The 19,502-nt window shown below is 45.3% G+C and carries 17 protein-coding genes, 2 tRNA genes and 1 pseudogene; 19 read left to right on the top strand and 1 reads right to left on the bottom strand.

Annotated elements, in window-relative coordinates; translation table 11 throughout:
• Positions 1–133 precede the first annotated feature (133 nt).
• From A8L45_RS02685 to nadA, 15 genes and pseudogenes are all read left to right on the top strand, one after another.
• Positions 134–1,942: an ABC transporter transmembrane domain-containing protein gene (locus tag A8L45_RS02685; protein WP_068898939.1), complete on the top strand. Its 1,809-nt coding sequence runs from the start codon at positions 134–136 to the stop codon at positions 1,940–1,942.
• A 191-nt stretch (positions 1,943–2,133) separates the two neighbouring features.
• Positions 2,134–2,763, top strand: a complete 630-nt coding sequence (gene ruvA, locus A8L45_RS02690) for a Holliday junction branch migration protein RuvA (RefSeq protein WP_068898941.1) — start codon at positions 2,134–2,136, stop codon at positions 2,761–2,763.
• Positions 2,764–2,776: 13 nt separating this feature from the next.
• Complete coding sequence (gene ruvB / locus A8L45_RS02695) at positions 2,777–3,784, top strand: Holliday junction branch migration DNA helicase RuvB (protein ID WP_068898943.1); 1,008 nt, start codon at positions 2,777–2,779, stop codon at positions 3,782–3,784.
• Positions 3,785–4,602: 818 nt separating this feature from the next.
• Positions 4,603–6,183, top strand: a complete 1,581-nt coding sequence (locus A8L45_RS02700; RefSeq protein ID WP_217492112.1) for a cytochrome ubiquinol oxidase subunit I — start codon at positions 4,603–4,605, stop codon at positions 6,181–6,183.
• Between the two features lie 14 nt (positions 6,184–6,197).
• Positions 6,198–7,333: pseudogene (gene cydB, locus A8L45_RS02705) on the top strand (cytochrome d ubiquinol oxidase subunit II).
• A 15-nt stretch (positions 7,334–7,348) separates the two neighbouring features.
• Positions 7,349–7,459, top strand: a complete 111-nt coding sequence (gene cydX, locus A8L45_RS02710; RefSeq protein WP_068898947.1) for a cytochrome bd-I oxidase subunit CydX — start codon at positions 7,349–7,351, stop codon at positions 7,457–7,459.
• 4 nt (positions 7,460–7,463) lie between these two features.
• The gene (ybgE, locus tag A8L45_RS02715) at positions 7,464–7,754 is read left to right on the top strand and encodes a cyd operon protein YbgE (protein WP_068898949.1); all 291 of its coding nucleotides are present in this window, start codon (positions 7,464–7,466) and stop codon (positions 7,752–7,754) included.
• Positions 7,755–7,949: 195 nt separating this feature from the next.
• A complete protein-coding gene (gene ybgC / locus A8L45_RS02720; RefSeq protein ID WP_068898951.1) occupies positions 7,950–8,369 on the top strand; it encodes a tol-pal system-associated acyl-CoA thioesterase in 420 nt (139 codons plus the stop codon).
• Positions 8,359–9,048, top strand: coding sequence for a protein TolQ (gene tolQ, locus A8L45_RS02725; RefSeq protein WP_068898953.1), 690 nt, complete (start codon positions 8,359–8,361; stop codon positions 9,046–9,048). The genes ybgC and tolQ overlap by 11 nt, the downstream gene beginning before the upstream one ends.
• A 3-nt stretch (positions 9,049–9,051) precedes the next feature.
• Complete coding sequence (tolR, locus tag A8L45_RS02730; RefSeq protein WP_068898955.1) at positions 9,052–9,498, top strand: protein TolR; 447 nt, start codon at positions 9,052–9,054, stop codon at positions 9,496–9,498.
• A 12-nt stretch (positions 9,499–9,510) separates the two neighbouring features.
• Positions 9,511–10,716: a cell envelope integrity protein TolA gene (gene tolA, locus A8L45_RS02735; RefSeq protein WP_068898957.1), complete on the top strand. Its 1,206-nt coding sequence runs from the start codon at positions 9,511–9,513 to the stop codon at positions 10,714–10,716.
• Between the two features lie 8 nt (positions 10,717–10,724).
• Positions 10,725–12,086, top strand: a complete 1,362-nt coding sequence (gene tolB, locus A8L45_RS02740) for a Tol-Pal system beta propeller repeat protein TolB (protein WP_068898959.1) — start codon at positions 10,725–10,727, stop codon at positions 12,084–12,086.
• Between the two features lie 37 nt (positions 12,087–12,123).
• A complete protein-coding gene (pal, locus tag A8L45_RS02745) occupies positions 12,124–12,642 on the top strand; it encodes a peptidoglycan-associated lipoprotein Pal (RefSeq protein ID WP_068898961.1) in 519 nt (172 codons plus the stop codon).
• A gap of 31 nt (positions 12,643–12,673) precedes the next feature.
• Positions 12,674–13,417: a tol-pal system protein YbgF gene (gene ybgF, locus A8L45_RS02750; protein ID WP_068898964.1), complete on the top strand. Its 744-nt coding sequence runs from the start codon at positions 12,674–12,676 to the stop codon at positions 13,415–13,417.
• A 127-nt stretch (positions 13,418–13,544) separates the two neighbouring features.
• Positions 13,545–14,606 (top strand): quinolinate synthase NadA, encoded by a 1,062-nt coding sequence (nadA, locus tag A8L45_RS02755; protein ID WP_068898967.1) that lies wholly within the window; start codon positions 13,545–13,547, stop codon positions 14,604–14,606.
• Between the two features lie 67 nt (positions 14,607–14,673).
• Here the strand turns inward: nadA and A8L45_RS02760 are convergent, their stop codons facing one another.
• Positions 14,674–15,252, bottom strand: coding sequence for a UPF0149 family protein (locus A8L45_RS02760; RefSeq protein ID WP_068898969.1), 579 nt, complete (start codon positions 15,250–15,252; stop codon positions 14,674–14,676).
• Between the two features lie 394 nt (positions 15,253–15,646).
• Here A8L45_RS02760 and A8L45_RS02765 point away from each other — a divergent pair.
• The 4 genes from A8L45_RS02765 to A8L45_RS02780 all read left to right on the top strand — a co-directional run.
• Positions 15,647–15,734 (top strand) — tRNA-Ser (locus tag A8L45_RS02765).
• Between the two features lie 353 nt (positions 15,735–16,087).
• A complete protein-coding gene (locus A8L45_RS02770; protein ID WP_068898971.1) occupies positions 16,088–16,744 on the top strand; it encodes a hypothetical protein in 657 nt (218 codons plus the stop codon).
• A 169-nt stretch (positions 16,745–16,913) separates the two neighbouring features.
• Positions 16,914–17,001: transfer RNA gene (locus A8L45_RS02775), tRNA-Ser, on the top strand.
• A 347-nt stretch (positions 17,002–17,348) separates the two neighbouring features.
• The coding region (locus A8L45_RS02780; protein ID WP_068898973.1) for a M4 family metallopeptidase at positions 17,349–19,502 on the top strand (2,154 nt) is incomplete at its 3' end.

The raw sequence follows: 19,502 nt of genomic DNA on the forward strand, positions 1-19,502 counted from the left end.
AATGTAGGATATGTAGAGCATTAACATCACCTTTGAGAGGAAGCGAAGGTGTGTTGTACAACCTGAACCGTATGTTTTTGTTAACGTATCAGTAACGATACAGATTAAAGTGCAAGGAAAAACAGTGAATAGAATGAAAGAACCAGGCGCCGCATCGACCCTGTCGCAGTTCAGCACAGTGGAGATTATTCGCTGGGTAGGTGGTTTCCTGAAGCCTTACAAGCACCGTGTTTTTGCTGCGCTAGTATTCTTGATTCTGAGCTCAGGCGCTTTGCTGGCACTGGGGCAGGGAGTTAAAATGCTGATTGATGACGGCTTTCTATCAGGAAATTCGGACAAACTGACAGAAAGTGCGCTATTGATTCTTGCCATCACGCTTTTCAGTTCAGTTGCCGTGTTTTTTCGTTTTTACCTGATGAGCTGGCTTGGCGAGCGCGTCAGTGCTGATATCCGTCTTTCTGTTTATCAGAAAATGCTTAGCCTTCCACCATCCTATTTTTCCCGTGAGCGTACAGGAGAAGTGATTAGCCGTTTCACCGCTGACACTACTTTGCTGCAGACTGTGGTGGGAACCAGTCTCTCTATGACCTTACGCTCTGCTCTCACGGCAATTGGCGGTGTTATTATGATGGCAGTGACCAGTCTGACGCTGACAGGCATGGTACTGCTGGTGGTCCCTGTCGTCTTGGTACCTGTGAGTATCCTTGGCAAAAAGGTACGCAGGCTTGCCCGGCTCAGTCAGGATAAAGTGGCAGCGTTAGGCGCACAGATCGATGAGACCCTGCACGAAATACACACAGTGCAGTCTTACGGGCATGAGGAACAGGATAGACGCCATTTTGCTGCCGGAGTTGAAGACTCCATGACCGCTGCACGTAAACGTATCTGGTATCGCTCAATGTTAATTTTTTCGGTAATGATGCTAAGCGTGTCTGCCATCATTATTGTTACTTGGTTTGGTGCTCAAAATGTGCTTGCAGGGAGTATGTCTACCGGCGAACTTTCTGCATTTATTTTTTATGCGGTATTGGTTGCGGGTGCAGTGGCAACCATCAGTGAAGTTACAGGTGAAATACTCCGGGCGGCGGGTGCGTCAGAGAGGCTTATAGAATTATCCCGGGCGAAGTCGGATATAGAAGAGCCATCCGTACCTGTTGCTCTGCCAGCAACAGTTAATGGAGAACTGCGTTTTGATAACGTGACCTTTCGGTATCCAGGTGACAATGAGTTACCCATATTCAACGATCTCAGCCTCAATATTCAGCCCGGAGAGAGGGTCGCACTTGTTGGGGCCAGTGGGGCAGGAAAAAGTACCGTTTTCTCCCTGTTCCAGCGATTTTATGATACTGAATCCGGACATGTGTCTGTCGATGGAATGCCTGTATCGTCGTTACCTTTACAGATATTGAGGCAGCAGTTTGCTCTGGTACCGCAAGAGTCGGTCATCTTTGCCGCATCCGTGATTGAGAATGTGAGGTATGGACTGCCAGAAGCGAGTGAGCAACAGGTTATCAAAGCCTGCAAACAGGCTCGCGCGGATGAATTTATCCAAGAGTTACCTGGTGGATATCATACCGAGCTCGGTGAGCGCGGGGTCAGGTTGTCCGGTGGACAGAAACAGCGTATATCTATCGCACGGGCAATACTTGCCGATCGCCCAATACTCTTGCTGGATGAAGCAACCAGTGCGCTTGATGCGGTCAGCGAATTCCACGTCAAAAGGGCGCTCGATGCGTTGATGGCAGAAAAAACAACCTTAATTATTGCGCATCGACTATCGACAGTCGTCAATGCAGACCGGATTCTGGTGATGGAAAAGGGAAGGCTGGTTGCCAGTGGTACGCATGATGAGCTGATGCGGGAAAGCGGGGAATACAAAGAATTTGCCAGACTGCAGTTGATTAATGGTGATGACAGTAACACGGCGCAATTAGTCAGTTAGCAGCGAGTAAAAAGTCCAAAAGGCCGAATGTTGTTAGCGCATTCGGTTTTTTTTTGCAGTTTGTTACGTCCTCTCTGCAGTGGCCTTGTTTATCGGTTCAAAATTCAGGGAATTCTGGTGGTAGAAAACTGGATATCTATCCAGTTGTTCATTATGCTATTCGCATTAACACCCTTTAAAGAGTACTCACTGTGATTGGCCGACTGCGCGGAACCCTCCTAGAAAAACAACCCCCTGAAATTCTTATTGAAGTCAACGGTATTGGCTATGAAGTCAGTATGCCAATGAACTGTATTTATGAATTGCCGGACACTGGCGAGGAAGCCATCGTCTACACCCATTTTGTCGTCAGAGAAGATGCTCAGCTTTTATACGGGTTCAATAGTATCGTTGAACGCGCGTTGTTCCGTGAAGTGATTAAAGCAAATGGCGTTGGACCCAAGCTGGGTTTAGCTATTCTGTCTGCTATGACGGCAACACAGTTTGTCGACAGTGTTGAACGTGAAGATGTCTCCACGCTGGTTAAAATACCCGGTGTAGGTAAGAAAACAGCAGAGCGTCTGGTTATTGAAATGCGTGACAGGCTGAAAAATTGGCATGCATTTGACCTCTTCACACCTCATGCGGATGCAGCTGCCCGCCGTAGCAGTGGCACTGATACTGTGGTTGCAGCGTCCAGCGATCCTAAAGATGAAGCGTCCAGTGCATTGATCGCTCTGGGTTACAAAGCGGCTCAGGCTGAGAAAGTTGTCAAACAGGTGGCACAGGATGGTATGAGCTGTGAGGCCATTATTCGTGAAGCCCTCCGGTCTATGGTCTAGGAGTGACAAGTAGATGATAGAAGCAGATCGACTTACCGCGTCAGTACCGCCCAGTAAAGAGGATGAGGTGATTGATCGCGCCATTCGCCCAAAAATGCTGGAAGATTATCAGGGGCAGGATCACGTTCGTGATCAGATGGAAATTTTTATCCATGCGGCAAGGAAGCGGGAAGAGGCACTCGATCACCTGTTAATATTTGGTCCTCCCGGGCTGGGGAAAACCACACTCGCCAACATTGTTGCCAACGAGATGGATGTAAATATCCGGACCACATCTGGCCCTGTGCTTGAGAAAGCGGGTGACCTCGCGGCGCTGTTAACCAACCTTGAACCTCATGATGTCCTTTTTATTGATGAGATACATCGCTTAAGCCCTGTGGTTGAGGAAGTCTTGTATCCAGCAATGGAGGACTACCAATTAGATATCATGATTGGGGAGGGACCAGCTGCGCGTTCCATTAAAATAGATTTGCCACCGTTTACCTTGGTCGGAGCAACAACTCGGGCGGGATCATTAACATCTCCTTTACGCGACCGTTTTGGTATTACTCAGCGGCTTGAATACTACAACATTGCCGATCTGAAAGGGATTGTACAGCGGAGTGCAAATTGCCTGAACCTGGAAATGGATCAGGATGGCGCGTTAGAAATCGCTCGCCGTGCCCGAGGTACTCCCCGTATTGCGAATCGCCTGCTACGTCGGGTCAGAGACTACGCAGAAGTGAAGGCTGATGGTCGAATCTGTGCAGATATTGCTGCGAAGGCACTTGATATGCTCGATGTAGATACTCAGGGTTTTGACTATATGGATAGAAAACTACTCAAAGCCATTATCGAAAAATTTGATGGCGGGCCTGTCGGTCTCGATAACCTTGCTGCAGCGATCGGAGAAGCAAAAGATACTATTGAAGATGTATTGGAGCCTTTCTTGATTCAGCAGGGGTATCTGCAACGAACCCCAAGAGGGCGTATTGCAAGTCAACGTGCTTATCTGCACTTTGGTTTTGACTTACCTGAGTAGTCACCTCCCTTAAAATCAGCAACCACACCGACGATGTGTGTCATCAAAAACAATAGGCGTTACCCCATCAGGATAACGCCTTTTCTCGCTTTGCACTCTTCCTTGTGCACTCCCTGACGTCAGTATCCATATCCTATTTTCATACTTTTGGCCGACCGGGGTTGGAATGATTGTAAATCAATACTAATTGAGAGGGATTACGTATGCAGTCTGGAGAAAATATCAGTTTATGGTCAGTTTTATTAGTTTTGAGTTCTGGGCATCCTATATGAATTTACGTGATCCCAGATCGATTAAACCCTGAGATATAGAGATATTTGGTTAAATTTCGCTCAACAATGTCTGTAAAACTGACACCAAAACGACGCTGTTTAAAGCGCCGTTTTTTTATTTTATTGGCTAAAAAAGTAGTCAGTTTAAGAGGAGAAAACTCGTAATTTTACGGTGTTTTCTTAGAAAACATATCAGAATCAATATTTCAAACAATTATAGATTTATCATATTTTTTTATTGATCAAGATCAAATATTAGAGTCTTTTCATACGTATTTTTAATAGCTTAAATATGACATTAAGCACAAAAATTCTTTGACTGAGAGCAAAAAAAGCTTATTATTACTGGGTAGTATATTAGAGCTTACTTAACAAAGTGCCAACGTCTAGAAAACAATGGTGCAACATATTTTCGGCAGGGGATTTACAACTCTCTGAGAGAATAACGAATGAGCCCTGATAACTAGCTGGTGTGTTTTATTTGAGCATTTTCTTAGATACCTGAGTATTTACGTCAGTGATACTGAGGGCGTAGGAGTTTTCATGATAGCTGATATAGTGGATCTATCGCGGTTCCAGTTTGCACTCACCGCGATGTATCACTTCCTGTTTGTACCCCTGACTCTTGGAATGGCATTCCTGCTTGCCATCATGGAGTCCCTTTATGTCATGACCGACAAACAAATATACAAAGACATGACAAAGTTTTGGGGCAAGCTCTTCGCAATTAACTTTGCACTTGGTGTAAGTACTGGTCTGACGATGGAGTTCCAGTTCGGCACCAACTGGGCATATTACTCACATTATGTGGGTGATGTCTTTGGCGCACCTCTGGCTATTGAAGCCCTGATGGCATTCTTCCTTGAGTCAACGTTGATCGGTATGTTCTTCTTTGGCTGGGATAGGCTGAGCAAGCGTCAACACCTTGCTGTTACTTGGTTAACCGCCATAGCATCAAACTTCTCGGCGCTGTGGATTCTGGTTGCTAACGGTTGGATGCAAAACCCTGTAGGTGCTGAATTCAACTATGAAACCATGCGAATGGAAATGATGAGCTTTGCGGATGTGGTATTTAACCCGGTCGCTCAGGTTAAATTCGTTCACACTGTTTCTGCAGGCTACACAACAGGCGCAATGTTTATTCTGGGCATTAGCTCATACTACCTGTTGAAAGGCCGTGACCTGCCGTTTGCACGTCGTTCATTCGCTATCGCGGCGTCATTTGGTATGGCTGCAATTCTGTCTACTATCTTGCTGGGTGACGAATCTGGTTACGAGTTGGGTGATGTACAGAAAGCAAAATTAGCCGCAATCGAAGCAGAGTGGCATACAGAAGAAGCGCCTGCTGCATTTACTTTGTTTGGTATTCCAAACCAGGAAACGATGCATACCGATTACGCTATTAAGATCCCATATGTGATGGGTATTATCGCGACCCGTTCAATCGATACGCCTGTTCTGGGTCTGAGCGAACTGGTAGGGAAAAACGAACTGCGTGTTCGTAATGGTATCGTCGCTTATGAGTTGCTTGAAAAGCTCCGCGCAGGTGACAAGACTCCAGAGAATATCGCTAAATTTGATGAAGTGAAGAAAGACTTGGGCTACGGTTTGCTGCTTAAAGCGCACACCGACGACGTTGCCAATGCGACTGAAGCACAAATTAAGGCTGCTGCGAAAGATTCAATCCCGCATGTACTGCCATTGTTCTTCTCGTTCCGAATTATGGTGGCCTGTGGCTTTGCCATGCTGTTCATCTTCGGTATGTCTTTCTATCAAACCTGCAGTCAGCGCATTGGTCAGAAGCCATGGTTGCTGAAACTTGCTCTATTCGGCATCCCATTGCCTTGGATTGCCTCTGAAGCAGGTTGGTTCGTCGCAGAGTTTGGCCGTCAGCCATGGGCTGTTGGTGAGATACTGCCGGTTCGTATGGCAGCGTCTAACTTGCCGACAAGCGATGTTCTGATATCACTGGCAACAATTATTGCCCTGTACACAGTATTCTTGATTGTCGAGATGTACCTAATGTTCAAATTTGCGCGCCTAGGCCCAAGCAGCCTGAAAACTGGTCGTTACCACTTTGAACAAAAAGGTCCTGAAGCAGATTTATCTCGTCAGGTAGAAGTGTAAGGAGAACGTAGACAATGTTTGATTACGAAATTATCCGTTTCATTTGGTGGGCGCTGATTGGCGTCCTCTGTATCGGCTTTGCTGTTACTGACGGTTTTGATATGGGCGTAGGTGCGTTGGTACCTGTTATTGGTAAAACCGATAACGAGCGCCGCGTTATGATTAACACTATTGCACCACACTGGGATGGCAATCAGGTTTGGCTTATCACCGCAGGTGTGCCTTGTTTGCTGCATGGCCCCTGGTTTATGCAACGTCTTTCTCTGGTTTCTACCTGGCGATGATTGTGACGCTGGCTGCGCTGTGGCTTCGTCCAATTGGATTCGACTACCGCTCTAAGATTGAAAATCCACGCTGGCGTCAAAACTGGGACCGTGCAATTTTCGTGGGCAGCTTCGTACCACCGGTTATATTCGGTGTGGCGTTCGGTAACCTTCTTCAGGGCCTACCATTTGAGCTGAGTGAGTTTATGGTTCCAACCTACAAAGGTTCATTCTTTGGCTTGTTGAACCCATTCGCGCTGCTATGCGGACTGGTCAGCCTATTTATGATTGTTGCTCAGGGCGCTAACTGGCTGCAAATGAAAACAACAGATGCGCTGCGCGAGCGTGCACGGATTGTCTCTATGGCGTCTTCATTGCTAATGGCGGTTTGCTTTATCATCGCGGGTATTTGGGTTCAGAGCATTGATGGATATATTGTGACCAGCAAACTGGTGCACGATGCAGCATCTAACCCACTGAACAAAGAAGTAATGACACAGACAGGCGCATGGTTCCGTAACTATGATGCGTATCCATTACTGTGGCTTGCACCTGCAACGGCAGTTATTATGCCGCTGTTGTCTGCAATTTCAGCACGCTTCAACCGTTGTGGTTTCGCATTCCTGTTTTCAAGCCTGACAATTGCGGGCGTTATTCTGACAGCAGGCTTCGCTATGTTCCCGTTCATCATGCCATCAAGCTTGGTACCGGGTCACAGCCTGACTATGTGGGACTCAACATCCAGCCAACTGACGTTGACGATCATGACCTGTGTCGCGTCTGTTATGGTGCCGGTAATTCTTGGTTACACCACATGGTGTTACTACAAAATGTTTGGTCGTCTCGATGAAAAACACATCGAAGACAACAAATCATCAGCTTACTAAAAGAAGGGGTAAATCATGTGGTATTTCACTTGGATTCTAGGTGTATTGCTGGCGTGCTCATTCGGTATTATTAACGCTCTGTGGCTTGAGCATAACGAGGCCATGGACAATAACGGCGAGGTTTAGGGCTATGAGCGCACTGGATGGTATTCACAACAGGCTACAACGCACGTATTTAACGCTGCTGTCGTTGGTTATGGCTATTGCATGCGGTGCGCTTGTTATGTGGGATCCGCACGCCTTTTCTGAGGCAATCGGCGGTTTTAACGCGGCCAATGCCGTTGCCATTATCTGGGCGACTTGTTGTAGCCTGATACATGGCGTTGGTTTTAAGCCAAAGACGTTTTTTTGGCAGTTGGTCTTCTTCCCACCTCTTGCATGGTTGGTTCTGTTAACCACATTTCTGACTTTGTATACCTAGCTCAAAGCCTGATATTTATGATTGAAAGCCCAATATTTGTGTATTGGGCTTTTTTATTTACAGACGACTTCTAATAATTACAAAAACAATTGTTTCAAACATGACCAGACGTGGACGTGGGGCTTTCATAACCCGTAAAAAGTCCGGTATAGTGATATCTGTTAGATTAACAGGATTTTCAGGTAATTATTCAGGATGACTAACTTCCATCCATTTAGGTGGCCGATTCGGGTCTATTACGAGGATACCGATGTCGGCGGTCTTGTGTACCATGCAAACTTTCTCAAATACTTCGAGCGAGCACGATCAGAACTATTACGGGAAATTGGTGTCAACCAAGTGGAATTATTCGAGCAAAACACATCATTTGTTGTAAGCCGAATAGAAATGGATTTTAAGAAAGGTGCAAGGTTTGATGACCAGCTCACAGTCGAAACTTGGGTTACACAAATGAAGCGAGCCTCGTTGCAGTTTACTCAACGAATCGTGGATAAACAGGGTTTGCTGTATTGCGAAGCCCTTGTCACCGTAGTTTGTGTTGACCCCACATCAATGAAACCAAAATCCAGCCCCCTATCCCAAAAGCATATAGCGGAGATGTTAAGTGAACGCTGAATTGTCAATCCTCGACTTGTTTTTGCAAGCCAGTCTGCTTGTGAAATCGGTCATGTTGGTGCTGCTGAGCATGTCTCTGATGTCGTGGGCCATGATTATCCAAAGATCCCGCGCGCTGTCGCAGGCATCCCAGAAAGTAGAACGTTTTGAAGATAGGTTTTGGTCAGGCGTTGATCTGAGCCAGCTTTATCAAGAGGTCAAAGCTCGCAAACATTATCTCAGTGGCAGTGAGCAAATCTTTTATGCTGGCTTCACTGAATTTGCTCGTTTGCATCGCAGTAATGGTGGTGTACCAGAAGGGGTCATGGAAGGCGCTTCAAGAGCCATGCGGGTGTCATTGTCGAAAGAGGTAGAAGAACTCGAAACTCACTTACCTTTTCTTGCCACCGTCGGCTCAATCAGCCCTTACATCGGTCTGTTCGGCACGGTTTGGGGCATCATGCATGCCTTTATTGGCTTAGGTGCTGTCAAGCAAGCCACGCTCGCGATGGTTGCCCCCGGTATAGCTGAGGCTTTGGTTGCCACCGCTATGGGATTATTTGCTGCAATACCCGCTGTCATGGCTCATAACCGATTGAGTCATAAAGTAAACCGCCTTGAAAATGACTATGCCAACTTCATGGAAGAGTTTTCAAGCATTCTGCACCGCCAAGCCTTTGCGACGCCGAAGGAGCAGTAGTTAATGGCTTATCAGGTGAAACGCCGAAAAATGACCGCTGAAATCAATGTTGTGCCATACATTGATGTCATGCTGGTTCTTTTGATTATTTTCATGGTGACGGCCCCTTTTGTTACACAGGGGGTTGACGTTGAATTACCTAAAACGACGACAGCTAAAACTGCCAGTGAGCTTGCTAAAGATCAGGATAATGCCTCGTTCATAATTGTTGAAGTGGATCAAAACGGTGGGCTAGGACTGAGCGTTGATAATGAAGACATGCAACGAGGCCTATCGATGCAGGATCTTGTCTATCGTGTAAAAGCAGAGCTTGAACTCAACCCTGCGTCACCCGTTTTGGTGGGGGGTGATGGCCGGGTACCGTATTCTGAGATCATTCTGACACTGGATGAATTAAACAAAGCTGGCGTGACCTCAGTGGGCTTAATGACCGAGCCTCTTGAGCCGTAAATGAGAAAGTGAATGAAAAAAATCAACAACAGTAATTACGGTTTGGCAATATTTGCGTCAGTCATTTTGCATGGCGTGCTACTCGCTGTACTGTTATGGGGTTCTGATTTCACTTCGAACAAAAAGTCAACGCAAAGTGGCAGTGTGATCGACGCAGTTGTTATCGATCCCTCCGTTGTCTCGGAGCAAGCGAGAAAGATACGAGCGCAGAGAGATGAAGCAAAACGGCGTGAAGATGAGCGCTTAAGCCGATTGAAAAATCAGGTTGATGAACTTGAACGACAACGCGAGCTGGATGAAAAACGTTTACGTGATTTGAGACAACAAAAATTAGATGCTGAAAAAGCTGCCAGAGTGGCTGAACGTGAAAAACAAAAAGTAGCTGAAGAGCGTCAGAAGCTTGCAGAAGAAAGGAAGAAAGCTGAAGAGGCAGCGAAGCTTGCCAGAGAAAAGGCGGCAGCTGAAGAGGCAGAAATTCAGCGTAAGGTCGCTGAGCGCAAAAGAGCTGAGAAAGCGGCTGAGCAGGCCGAAAAGGAACGAAAAGCTCAGCTGTTAGCTAAACAACAGGCCGAAGAGCAGGCGGCGAAAGCCAAAGCTGCAGCTCAAAAGGCTGAGGAAGAGCGCAAGAAACAGCAGGCAGCCAAAGAAAAAGCTGAACAGGCTGCGAAAAAAGCTGAAGAAGAGCGATTGAAGCGCATTGAAGAAAAGAAAAAGGCTGAAGCCGCTGCCAAGAAGGCAGAGCAAGAAAGACTGAAAAAGATTGAAGAGAAGAAAAAAGCAGAAGCCGCAAAACGAAGAGCTGAGCAACAAAGGAAGGAGGCTGAGCGAAAAGCAAAAGAAGCAAAACGTAAGCAGCAGGAGCAGGAGGCTGCTCTTAATGAGCTTTTTAGCGATCTAGAGTCAGATTCTGCTCTGCGGAGCAATGCCCGGGGTCAATTTGTCAGCGATGAAGTGAGCCGCCTGGGAAGTGTTTACAAGCAGATGATTAAACAAAATTTGATTTACGACGATAGCATGCTGGGCAAGGAATGCAGGGTAAAGATTCGTCTCACAGGCACAGGTGTAGTTCTTGACGTAGCGCAAGTATCCGGTGACGGATCGGTATGTCGGGCTACCAAAGCCGCTGTCTTGAAAGTATCCTCTTTTCCCATGTCGACAGACCCAGCCGTTAACGAAAAACTCAGGGATATTAGCTTAACCTTTGCACCGGGTAAGTAGGAGCAACTATGTGTAAACGATTTTTCCTCGGGATAGCATTACTGTTTGTTAGCGCAACACAGACAGCATATGCAGGTCTTGAATTGGTGATCACCGAAGGTATCGACTCTGCAAGACCCATCGCCATTATCCCATTTAAATGGCAAGGACAGGGTCAGGCACCAAGAGACCTGTCTGATGTTATTTCATCAGATTTACAGCGCAGTGGTAAGTTTAAGCCTGTGCCCGTAAATTTGATGCCACAAACGCCTTATGAGGACAATGACATCAACTATAACGAATGGACTGCGATGGGAGTTGATTCGTTATTGACGGGTAAGGTGTCTGAAAATGCAAACGGTGACTTTGTCATTGAATACAAATTGGTAGACATTGTTCGTGGGCAATTGACTGGTGGTATGGCTAAAGGGCTGAGTACTGACGGGCAATTAGTACTGACCCGTGATCATCTCCTTTTAAACAATAGAAAAGTGCTTAAAACGCCTACAAACAGACAGCTACGACGTTATGCTCATCGTATCTCCGATCTCGTTTATGAGAAACTAACTGGAGAAAAAGGCGCGTTTTCGACAAGAATTGCTTATGTTGTAATTAATGATAAGGCGAAATATCCCTATCAGCTTAGAGTCGCGGACTATGACGGCTTCAATGAACAAATTGCTATTCGTTCAAATGAGCCTCTTATGTCTCCGGCTTGGTCACCTGATGGCAAGCACTTGGCATATGTCAGCTTCGAGAACAAACAGGCGGAGATATTCATTATGAATATCCTGACTGCTAAGATTGAGAAGATAACGTCATATCCTCGTCATAATGGTGCACCACGTTTTTCACCGAATGGTGATAAATTGGCAGTTGTTTTATCCAAAACTGGAAGTTTGCAAATTTATGTTGTTGATTTAGCAACGAGGAAGATGAAACAAATAACCAAAGGAAGGGCGAATAATACTGAACCATTCTGGGATCCGAGTGGTAACTCTCTGGTATTTACATCAGACCGGGGTGGTAAACCTCAGATTTATAGAGTAGATTTGGCTGACGGTAGTACCCAGCGCATCACGTGGCAGGGAAGGCAAAATCTAGGTGGTCAGTTGACCCCGGACGGCCGTTTTTTAGTGTCAGTACAAAAGTCGAATTCAGGCTACAACATCGCCAAACAAGATCTTAGTAGTGGGGCGGTTCAGATACTGACGAAAACCATGCTGGATGAGTCTGCCAGCTTGGCACCAAACGGCGGTATGGTGATTTACAGCTCGATGTATGGTGGTAGAAACGTCTTATCTATGGTTTCAATAGATGGACGATTTAAAGCAAGGCTACCAGTAACGAATGGAAGGGTCCGTGCACCAGCGTGGTCACCGTTTTTATAGCAGATGCGCAAAGTTAGGTTAAAAAAAGGAATACAAGATGGAAGTTAACAAACTACTTAAAGGTTTGGCAGTGGCTTTACCTATGTTCACGCTGGCAGCATGTAGCTCAAGCGAGCAGTCTACTGAAAACGCAGGCGGTGCCTCAACAACCGGTGGAACGACTGTTGTTACGCCAGTGGACAATACAAGCCAAACAATGACTGAACAGGAAAAGCGTAACCAACAGCTTCGTCAGTCTCAGACTGTTTATTTCAATTTTGACGATTCTTCTGTTCTGCCAGAATACGAAGAAATGCTGGATGCACACGCGGATTTCCTGCGTAACAACGCAAATATCACAGTAGTGGTTGAAGGCCATGCTGATGAGCGTGGAACACCTGAATATAACATTGCACTTGGCGAGCGTCGTGCAAAAGCTGTTGCAAAGTACCTTCAGGCACTTGGTGTAACTGTTGACCAGATCAGCATTGTTAGCTATGGCGAAGAAAAGCCGCTGGTTCTGGGTCAAAACGAAGCAGCGTATAGCAAAAACCGTCGCGCAGTACTGGTTTACTGATTCTGGTTTCTTCAAACAATAGAGAGATAAAGTGAAGATACGTACTTTACGAAAATTATCTCTGGCATTGTTGGCTGGCTCAGCGTTTTTTGTAAACGCTGAGCCAGCGCCAGTTTCAGAGCTGGGTAGTTCTAAAAGCGTCGAACAGAGGCTTGATGATCTTGCAAGATTGATCAAAGCCCGTAATCAGACGCAAATTGAAATGCAGCAACAGCTTGATCTTATTGCCAGAGAAATTGATGACTTGAGAGGTAATGTTGAACGTAACAGCTATGAGCTGAATCAGATGCTGAGCCGTCAACGAGATATTTACCGTGAGATCGACACACTCAGAACGGCCAAGTCGGCAATCGCGGAAGAGCCTGGAAAAACAAAACCAGCTTCTGGTCAATACTCCTCAAACAAAGACGAAAATACCGACTACGAAAACGCTGTAAATCTGATTCTGAAGAATAAAGATTACGATGGCGCGACTCAGGCTCTTAAGAGTTTCATCAGCAGTTACCCGTCATCTGTGTACAAAGCTAATGCACACTATTGGCTTGGGCAGCTATATTATGCCCGGGGCGATTTTAACAACTCTAAGCCTCATTTTACATCTGTCGTTAAAGACGAGAAATCAGGTAAGAGAGCGGATGCTTTGTTTAAACTTGGCAAAATAGCGGTTAATCAAGGCGATAAGGCAACGGCAAAGGGGTTTTATCAACAAATTGTTGAACAGTACCCAGACACGTCTACCGCTCGGGATGCTAAGAAAGAACTGTCAAAAAATTAGAGATGTTTTATAATTGTGAAACGCCGGTTATGTCCGGCTTTTTGCGGTGATAGCCATAGGGGATACGTTCCTTTCCCTATGCCATGAATGTATATTGAATGGAACGTGAACAATTCAGAGTAAGTCAATGAGTCAAGTCCTTGAAACCACCGAAGTGGTTTATCCTTTTCCCCCAAAACCAAGAGTATTGACTGAGCAAGAAAAACAGGCCTACATCGTCAGCATCAAAAAACTCTTAAAAGAAAAAGATGCGGTTTTGATTGCCCACTATTATACCGATCCTGAAATTCAGGCTCTGGCTGAAGAGACGGGGGGATTCGTAGGCGACTCCCTCGAAATGGCTCGTTTTGGCAACCAGCATCCTGCGAAGATACTCATCATAGGTGGGGTTCGTTTCATGGGTGAAAGTGCGAAAATACTAACACCGGACAAGACAGTCCTCATGCCAACCCTCGATGCAGAGTGCTCATTAGATCTTGGATGCCCCGTTGATAAGTTTAGTGAGTTTTGCGATGCGCATCCTGACCATACTGTCGTGGTCTACGCAAATACTTCCGCTGCGGTTAAAGCGAGGGCTGACTGGGTGGTTACGTCTTCGATAGCACTTGAAATCGTTGAGCACCTTGATTCAGAAGGGAAACAGATTATTTGGGGGCCTGACCGTCACCTTGGTTCGTATATCGAGAAGCAAACCGGGGCTGAAATGTTGTTATGGCAGGGAGAGTGTGTTGTCCATGATGAATTCTCTGCCAAGGCTCTAAAAGATATGAAAGCTGTCTATCCCGATGCAGCTATTCTTGTTCATCCAGAGTCTCCGGCCAGTGTAGTGCAAATTGCTGATGCTGTGGGGTCGACCAGCCAACTGATCAAAGCGGCGAGAGAGCTTCCCAATAAAAAGCTGATTGTTGCAACTGACAAAGGCATTTTTTATAAGATGCAGCAGATGGTGCCGGAGAAAGAGCTGGTTGAAGCTCCAACGGCAGGTGCAGGCGCGACGTGCAGGAGCTGTGCGCATTGTCCTTGGATGGCGATGAATGGCCTGGAAGCGATTGAATCTGCGCTCAAAGACGGCGGTAAAGCGCATGAAATCCACGTAGATATGTCATTACGTGAACGGTCATTGATCCCATTGAATCGCATGCTTGATTTTGCTGCTGAGCTGCAACTCACTGTGAAGGGCAACACCTGAATTCGATGAATATTTAGGGAAGGGCGTGCTAATTAGTGCGCCCTTTTTTTTGCAAAGTTCTATTTAATTACATTGATTCTTCAACGCGTTGGGCTGCACGCATAGTCAGTCCGCAAAGCATGGTAGGCATTGCGTTGAAAACTTCTTCAAACTGGGCAAGCTCGGCAGCTCCTTGCTGTTCCATTGCGGAGAGCGCAGACTCAGGATCGAACATGAGAGTAATTGACAGTATAACGCCACCTAGAAGCGCATTATCTTCAGATTGTTCGGGCATTAATGTTTCCCAATCATCTCTGGCCAGTGTCCAGCCCTGAAGTAAACCCTCGCAAAACAAACGAGTTTCAGCATTAACAATTTCTTCATCATCTAATGCACAGGCTTCTGGCCATTGCCATTGGTTTGAAAGCAGTGCTTCTCTTTGCTCATTCCAGATTGCGACAATAATGTTCGCATATTCTTCAAGTAACTCGTGACTTTCGAAAGGAGACGTTTCCTCTCCTCCCCACATAAATGCCAGCCATTCACTCGGATCAATCAGATGAGGCGCTGCAGCCATTGCAGTAACAAATCCGTGTGTTTGCATATCAGATAGCAGGTGGTTATGTAGTTTGTGGTTAGCGATAAATTCTTTTAACGTCTGAGCCATCTCGGTCTTCTCTTAGATTACTTGGCCGCATAGTGTATACCCAAATAATCGAATATGCAGGTTTCGGTGGTATTAACTCCGAACCCGTTGCAGTATTATATAATCAAGCTGTATATCTGCATTTGGGGCAATAGGCTCGCTGAATTATTCTCGTTAGGCACCCAATATCAAACCGACCTCTGTCAGCACTGGTAGCCGTCTTTGAATAAGTAATGTGTTGTTAATGGCGGAAAGAGAATGATATTGGTTGGTACATGTATTTAGGTGGTTCTTTTCTTTGCGGTTCGATGAGAAATTGTTCAGTTGACATGACATTTGGTACGAAGCTGTTGACCTACCTACCACTCATCTTTATAGTGCACCTCCGTTAGCGACATCAGTCGCTTAGAAAATTGGTGAGGTGTCCGAGTGGCCGAAGGAGCACGCCTGGAAAGTGTGTATACGGAAACGTATCGAGGGTTCGAATCCCTCCCTCACCGCCATATTTAAGCCCGAGCATATCTGCTTGGGCTTTTTATTATCTGAAAGATTGCAAAGTGGTTTTCTGATTTCTCTGTTTGAGTGAGTTAGTTTTTTATCTACTTTGAGTATTCATGCCCCAGTACCTAAAGATACTCGAATCCATTAAAGTCGATATCACCAGACCTTGAAATCTCTATCCACTTTACCATTCAAAAAAGAGTTCACCCGACATATAGGCTATGTGTTGTCACACTTAAAATATGGCGTCTCTAGAACGACACTCAAGCAAAAAAAAGGGTGTGGCTGGTTGAATACAAATCAGAAAAAACGATATTCAATGCACGAGACGTTAAAAACAATTTTTAAGGATGTTATGCGTTACTTACTTATCATTGTCATAGTGACACTTATTGGTTGTGTCAGTCCCGTTGCTAAGCTGACTCCTCATTTATCTCTGGATAACCAGGAAAAAGTGAATATTGAAGACAAACGTGATGTGAAAAAGCTTCGCGGGGAGTTTTTGTCGAATCTTATAACCAGCTGTGACTATGGCGTTGAAAGGCTGGGAGAGGATAGAACCGAGCCCTTGAGGCTTGAACTGCTGGCAGATGTTCTGTCTAGCAAGTACGGCAACATGTTTTCCGGAAAAAGCGTTAAGGTATATAGCTTTGATGTTTACAGTAACCGAGCAATTATTTTCCGACATATTGCATTTGGCAGTGCTGGTGTTCAGGGAGAGTTAATGAAGCTCGCCACTGAGCCTTTCTTTGATGATTGCGCTTTGGATTCATCTCTCGGGGCCTATACGAAAGAAGAAGTAACAACGCCTTATTCTCCCATCATCATCCTCTTTGATGTTGAGTATGATAAGCAACGTGTTCAAACTAGAACTGTTTTCTCACCAGAAGAAGAGTTTATGGGACAGTATAATTCGCCGGATGGAGCTGATGCTCTTTACCGAGCCATTGAGACTGCTATCGATGATATGGTGTTGGAGTTAGGGGCAGTGACTGCGCAAAGTACAAAGTAGAGATCAATGGCTCGCTCTCTGCCCCATATTTTATACCTCGTATAGAACTCGGTTTTATTGTCTGTTTTTTGCGCTAACGAACTGTTTGCCTTTTGAAATTCATTGACCGAAGCGGGTGAAATGAATATAGTGACCGCCCGTTGTGACCGAAAGTTCACAACAAAAATCTGGTGAGGTGTCCGAGTGGCCGAAGGAGCACGCCTGGAAAGTGTGTATACGGAAACGTATCGAGGGTTCGAATCCCTCTCTCACCGCCATATTTAAGCCCAAGCATGAAATGCTTGGGCTTTTTCTTACCTATTTTTACCCGTCAAAACATAAAGCCTAATATTCACAAAGATATTTATCCATTAAATACCATTTTGTTTGTTGTCTAATGATTTCTTGAATTACTTTTTATGTTTGAGATAGGAGTCAAACACTAGCTAATAACTATTTTGTCAAAATAATTATTAAACTGTCGTACAAGGTTTTTATTGGTAAAAATAAGAGGTGCCCCCAATGCGCTGAAATAGATAAAAATTTTAGATTAGTAATATATTAAGATTCACCATGATCTATCGAACAAAAATAATACACTTGTTTTTTATATCTAGGTGACTAAATGCGAAGGAATGCAATTTCTCTTGGTTTACTGTTTTTATTATTTGGCAGTGCCCAAGCTGCGACAATCACGCAATTGGAAAATTCAGATTTCTTGTCTGATAAAACGCTCACACAAGCCCCCACGCTAGGCCAACTCCCCAATGAATCGTTTTCCGGTTTTTTACCCGTTAAGCAAATATCTCTTCCGAATGGAAAGGTAAAAGTCGTACACCACCAATATATTGATGGTGTGCGGGTGAACGGGTCACATCTGGTATCGGATATTGCCGACGGGAAAGCGGTGAGCACACGTGGCGAAGTCGTTACAGATATTTATTCTGACTTAGCTGATTTAAAGCCATCACTTACGCCCGAAGAGGCGTTAACTATTAGTAAAAGTCCACGGTACGCAGCTAAAAAATTTACGAATAAGTTGTGGCTCAAAAATGAGCAGGTCGAGCTCTACGTCTGGCTTGATAAAGGCAACAAAGCAAGGTTGGTATATGAGACAAGCTTTTTTGTACCTGGCTTGAAGCCAACACGTCCCTTTGCACTGATCGATGCGAAAACGGGTGAAGTTATAAAACGTTGGGAAGGCTTGAATAATGCTAAAGTGGGAACAGGCCCGGGCGGTAATGAAAAGATCGGACGTTATGAGTATGGCTCCGAGTTTGAGAAGCTTGATGTTAAGCAGCAGGGTGAGACCTGCTATATGGAAAATGATAATGTCAGGACAGTAGACTTGGCACATGGGACATCAGGGACCGAAGCCTACTCCTATGAGTGCCCGGAAAATACCAAGAAAACCATCAATGGAGCTTACTCGCCACTCAATGATGCACATTATTTCGGTAATGCGGTGTTTGATATGTTCAAGCAGTGGTACGAAACCTCTCCGCTGACATTTCAGCTACAGATGCGGGTTCACTATAGTAGCAGTTATGAAAATGCGTTCTGGAATGGCTCGGCTATGACATTTGGTGATGGTGCGACTACCTTTCATCCACTTGTTAGTCTTGATGTATCTGCCCATGAAGTCAGCCATGGCTTCACCGAACAAAATTCGGGTCTCGTATATAGTGGTATGTCAGGAGGCATGAATGAAGCGTTCTCTGATATGTCAGGAGAGGCAGCGGAATTCTTCCTGAGAAATCAGAATGATTGGCTGGTTGGTGCGGATATTTTCAAAGGGGAGGGCGCACTTCGTTACTTTGAAGATCCAACCCGTGATGGTCGCTCGATTGGTCATGCAAGTGACTACTACGACGGTCTCGACGTTCATTACTCAAGTGGTGTCTATAACAGAGCTTTCTATCTACTTGCCAACAAGGATGGCTGGGGAATAAGAAAAGCATTTGGTGTAATGGTGCTGGCGAACAGAATGTACTGGACAGAAAATTCGACCTTTGATGAAGGTGCCAGAGGGGTATTTAACGCAGCGAAAGACTTTGGTTACGATAGTTCAGATGTTCAAGACGCTTTTTTACAAGTGGGCGTCTATATAAACCCTGCTGTCGAGATAGAAAATGGTGAGATAATCAGTAACCTATCTGCCGATATGGGTGAAGAGGCATTATTTAACTTCAGTCTTCCGGACGATGTGCAAACTGTCACTGTGACCACGTCAGGGGGAACGGGTAATGTCGATATTTACTTAAAGAAAGCCCAGCATCCTTCAGAAAGTGACTATGATTGTCGTTCAAATGGCGATAACAACACGGAAGCGTGTGAGATTAATTCACCTGAAAGCGGACAGTATTTTGTTAAACTTGTGGCGATTGAGGATTACACAGATGTTAGTTTGTCGCTTAATTTCACTTTAAAACCTTTGCCAAGCCTTGAGTTAAATACCCCTATTGAGAATTTGAGTGCTACTGAAGGGGAACTTAAATACTATCAATTTACCATGCCAACGGGGTTTAATAACGCGACGGTGAAAACCAGTGGCGGCTCAGGTGATATTGATTTGTATGTGAAAAAAGGCCAATTGCCTTCTGACACGATGTATGACTGTCGACCCTATGCAGGTGGAAATGAGGAAGAGTGCATCATAGAAGGCTCTGCCGATGATATTTTTTACATAATGCTTTCAGCTTATTATGACTATGATGATGTCACCTTGGTTGTTGAGGGTGAAATGCAGCCTGAGGTCGTCACTTTATTGCCCAATGAA

Origin of the sequence: Veronia pacifica (assembly GCF_001707825.1) — a bacterium.
Classification (GTDB): Bacteria; Pseudomonadota; Gammaproteobacteria; order Enterobacterales; family Vibrionaceae; genus Veronia; species Veronia pacifica.

Bases quoted from the DNA above. Each gene is read 5' to 3' on its own strand.
- A8L45_RS02685 (WP_068898939.1), top strand. From the start codon at position 134: ATGAAAGAACCAGGCGCCGCATCGACCCTGTCGCAGTTCAGCACAGTG.
- ruvB (WP_068898943.1), top strand. From the start codon at position 2,777: ATGATAGAAGCAGATCGACTTACCGCGTCAGTACCGCCCAGTAAAGAG.
- cydX (WP_068898947.1), top strand. From the start codon at position 7,349: ATGTGGTATTTCACTTGGATTCTAGGTGTATTGCTGGCGTGCTCATTC.
- ybgE (WP_068898949.1), top strand. From the start codon at position 7,464: ATGAGCGCACTGGATGGTATTCACAACAGGCTACAACGCACGTATTTA.
- ybgC (WP_068898951.1), top strand. From the start codon at position 7,950: ATGACTAACTTCCATCCATTTAGGTGGCCGATTCGGGTCTATTACGAG.
- tolR (WP_068898955.1), top strand. From the start codon at position 9,052: ATGGCTTATCAGGTGAAACGCCGAAAAATGACCGCTGAAATCAATGTT.
- tolA (WP_068898957.1), top strand. From the start codon at position 9,511: ATGAAAAAAATCAACAACAGTAATTACGGTTTGGCAATATTTGCGTCA.
- tolB (WP_068898959.1), top strand. From the start codon at position 10,725: ATGTGTAAACGATTTTTCCTCGGGATAGCATTACTGTTTGTTAGCGCA.
- pal (WP_068898961.1), top strand. From the start codon at position 12,124: ATGGAAGTTAACAAACTACTTAAAGGTTTGGCAGTGGCTTTACCTATG.
- nadA (WP_068898967.1), top strand. From the start codon at position 13,545: ATGAGTCAAGTCCTTGAAACCACCGAAGTGGTTTATCCTTTTCCCCCA.
- A8L45_RS02760 (WP_068898969.1), bottom strand. From the start codon at position 15,252: ATGGCTCAGACGTTAAAAGAATTTATCGCTAACCACAAACTACATAAC.
- A8L45_RS02770 (WP_068898971.1), top strand. From the start codon at position 16,088: ATGCGTTACTTACTTATCATTGTCATAGTGACACTTATTGGTTGTGTC.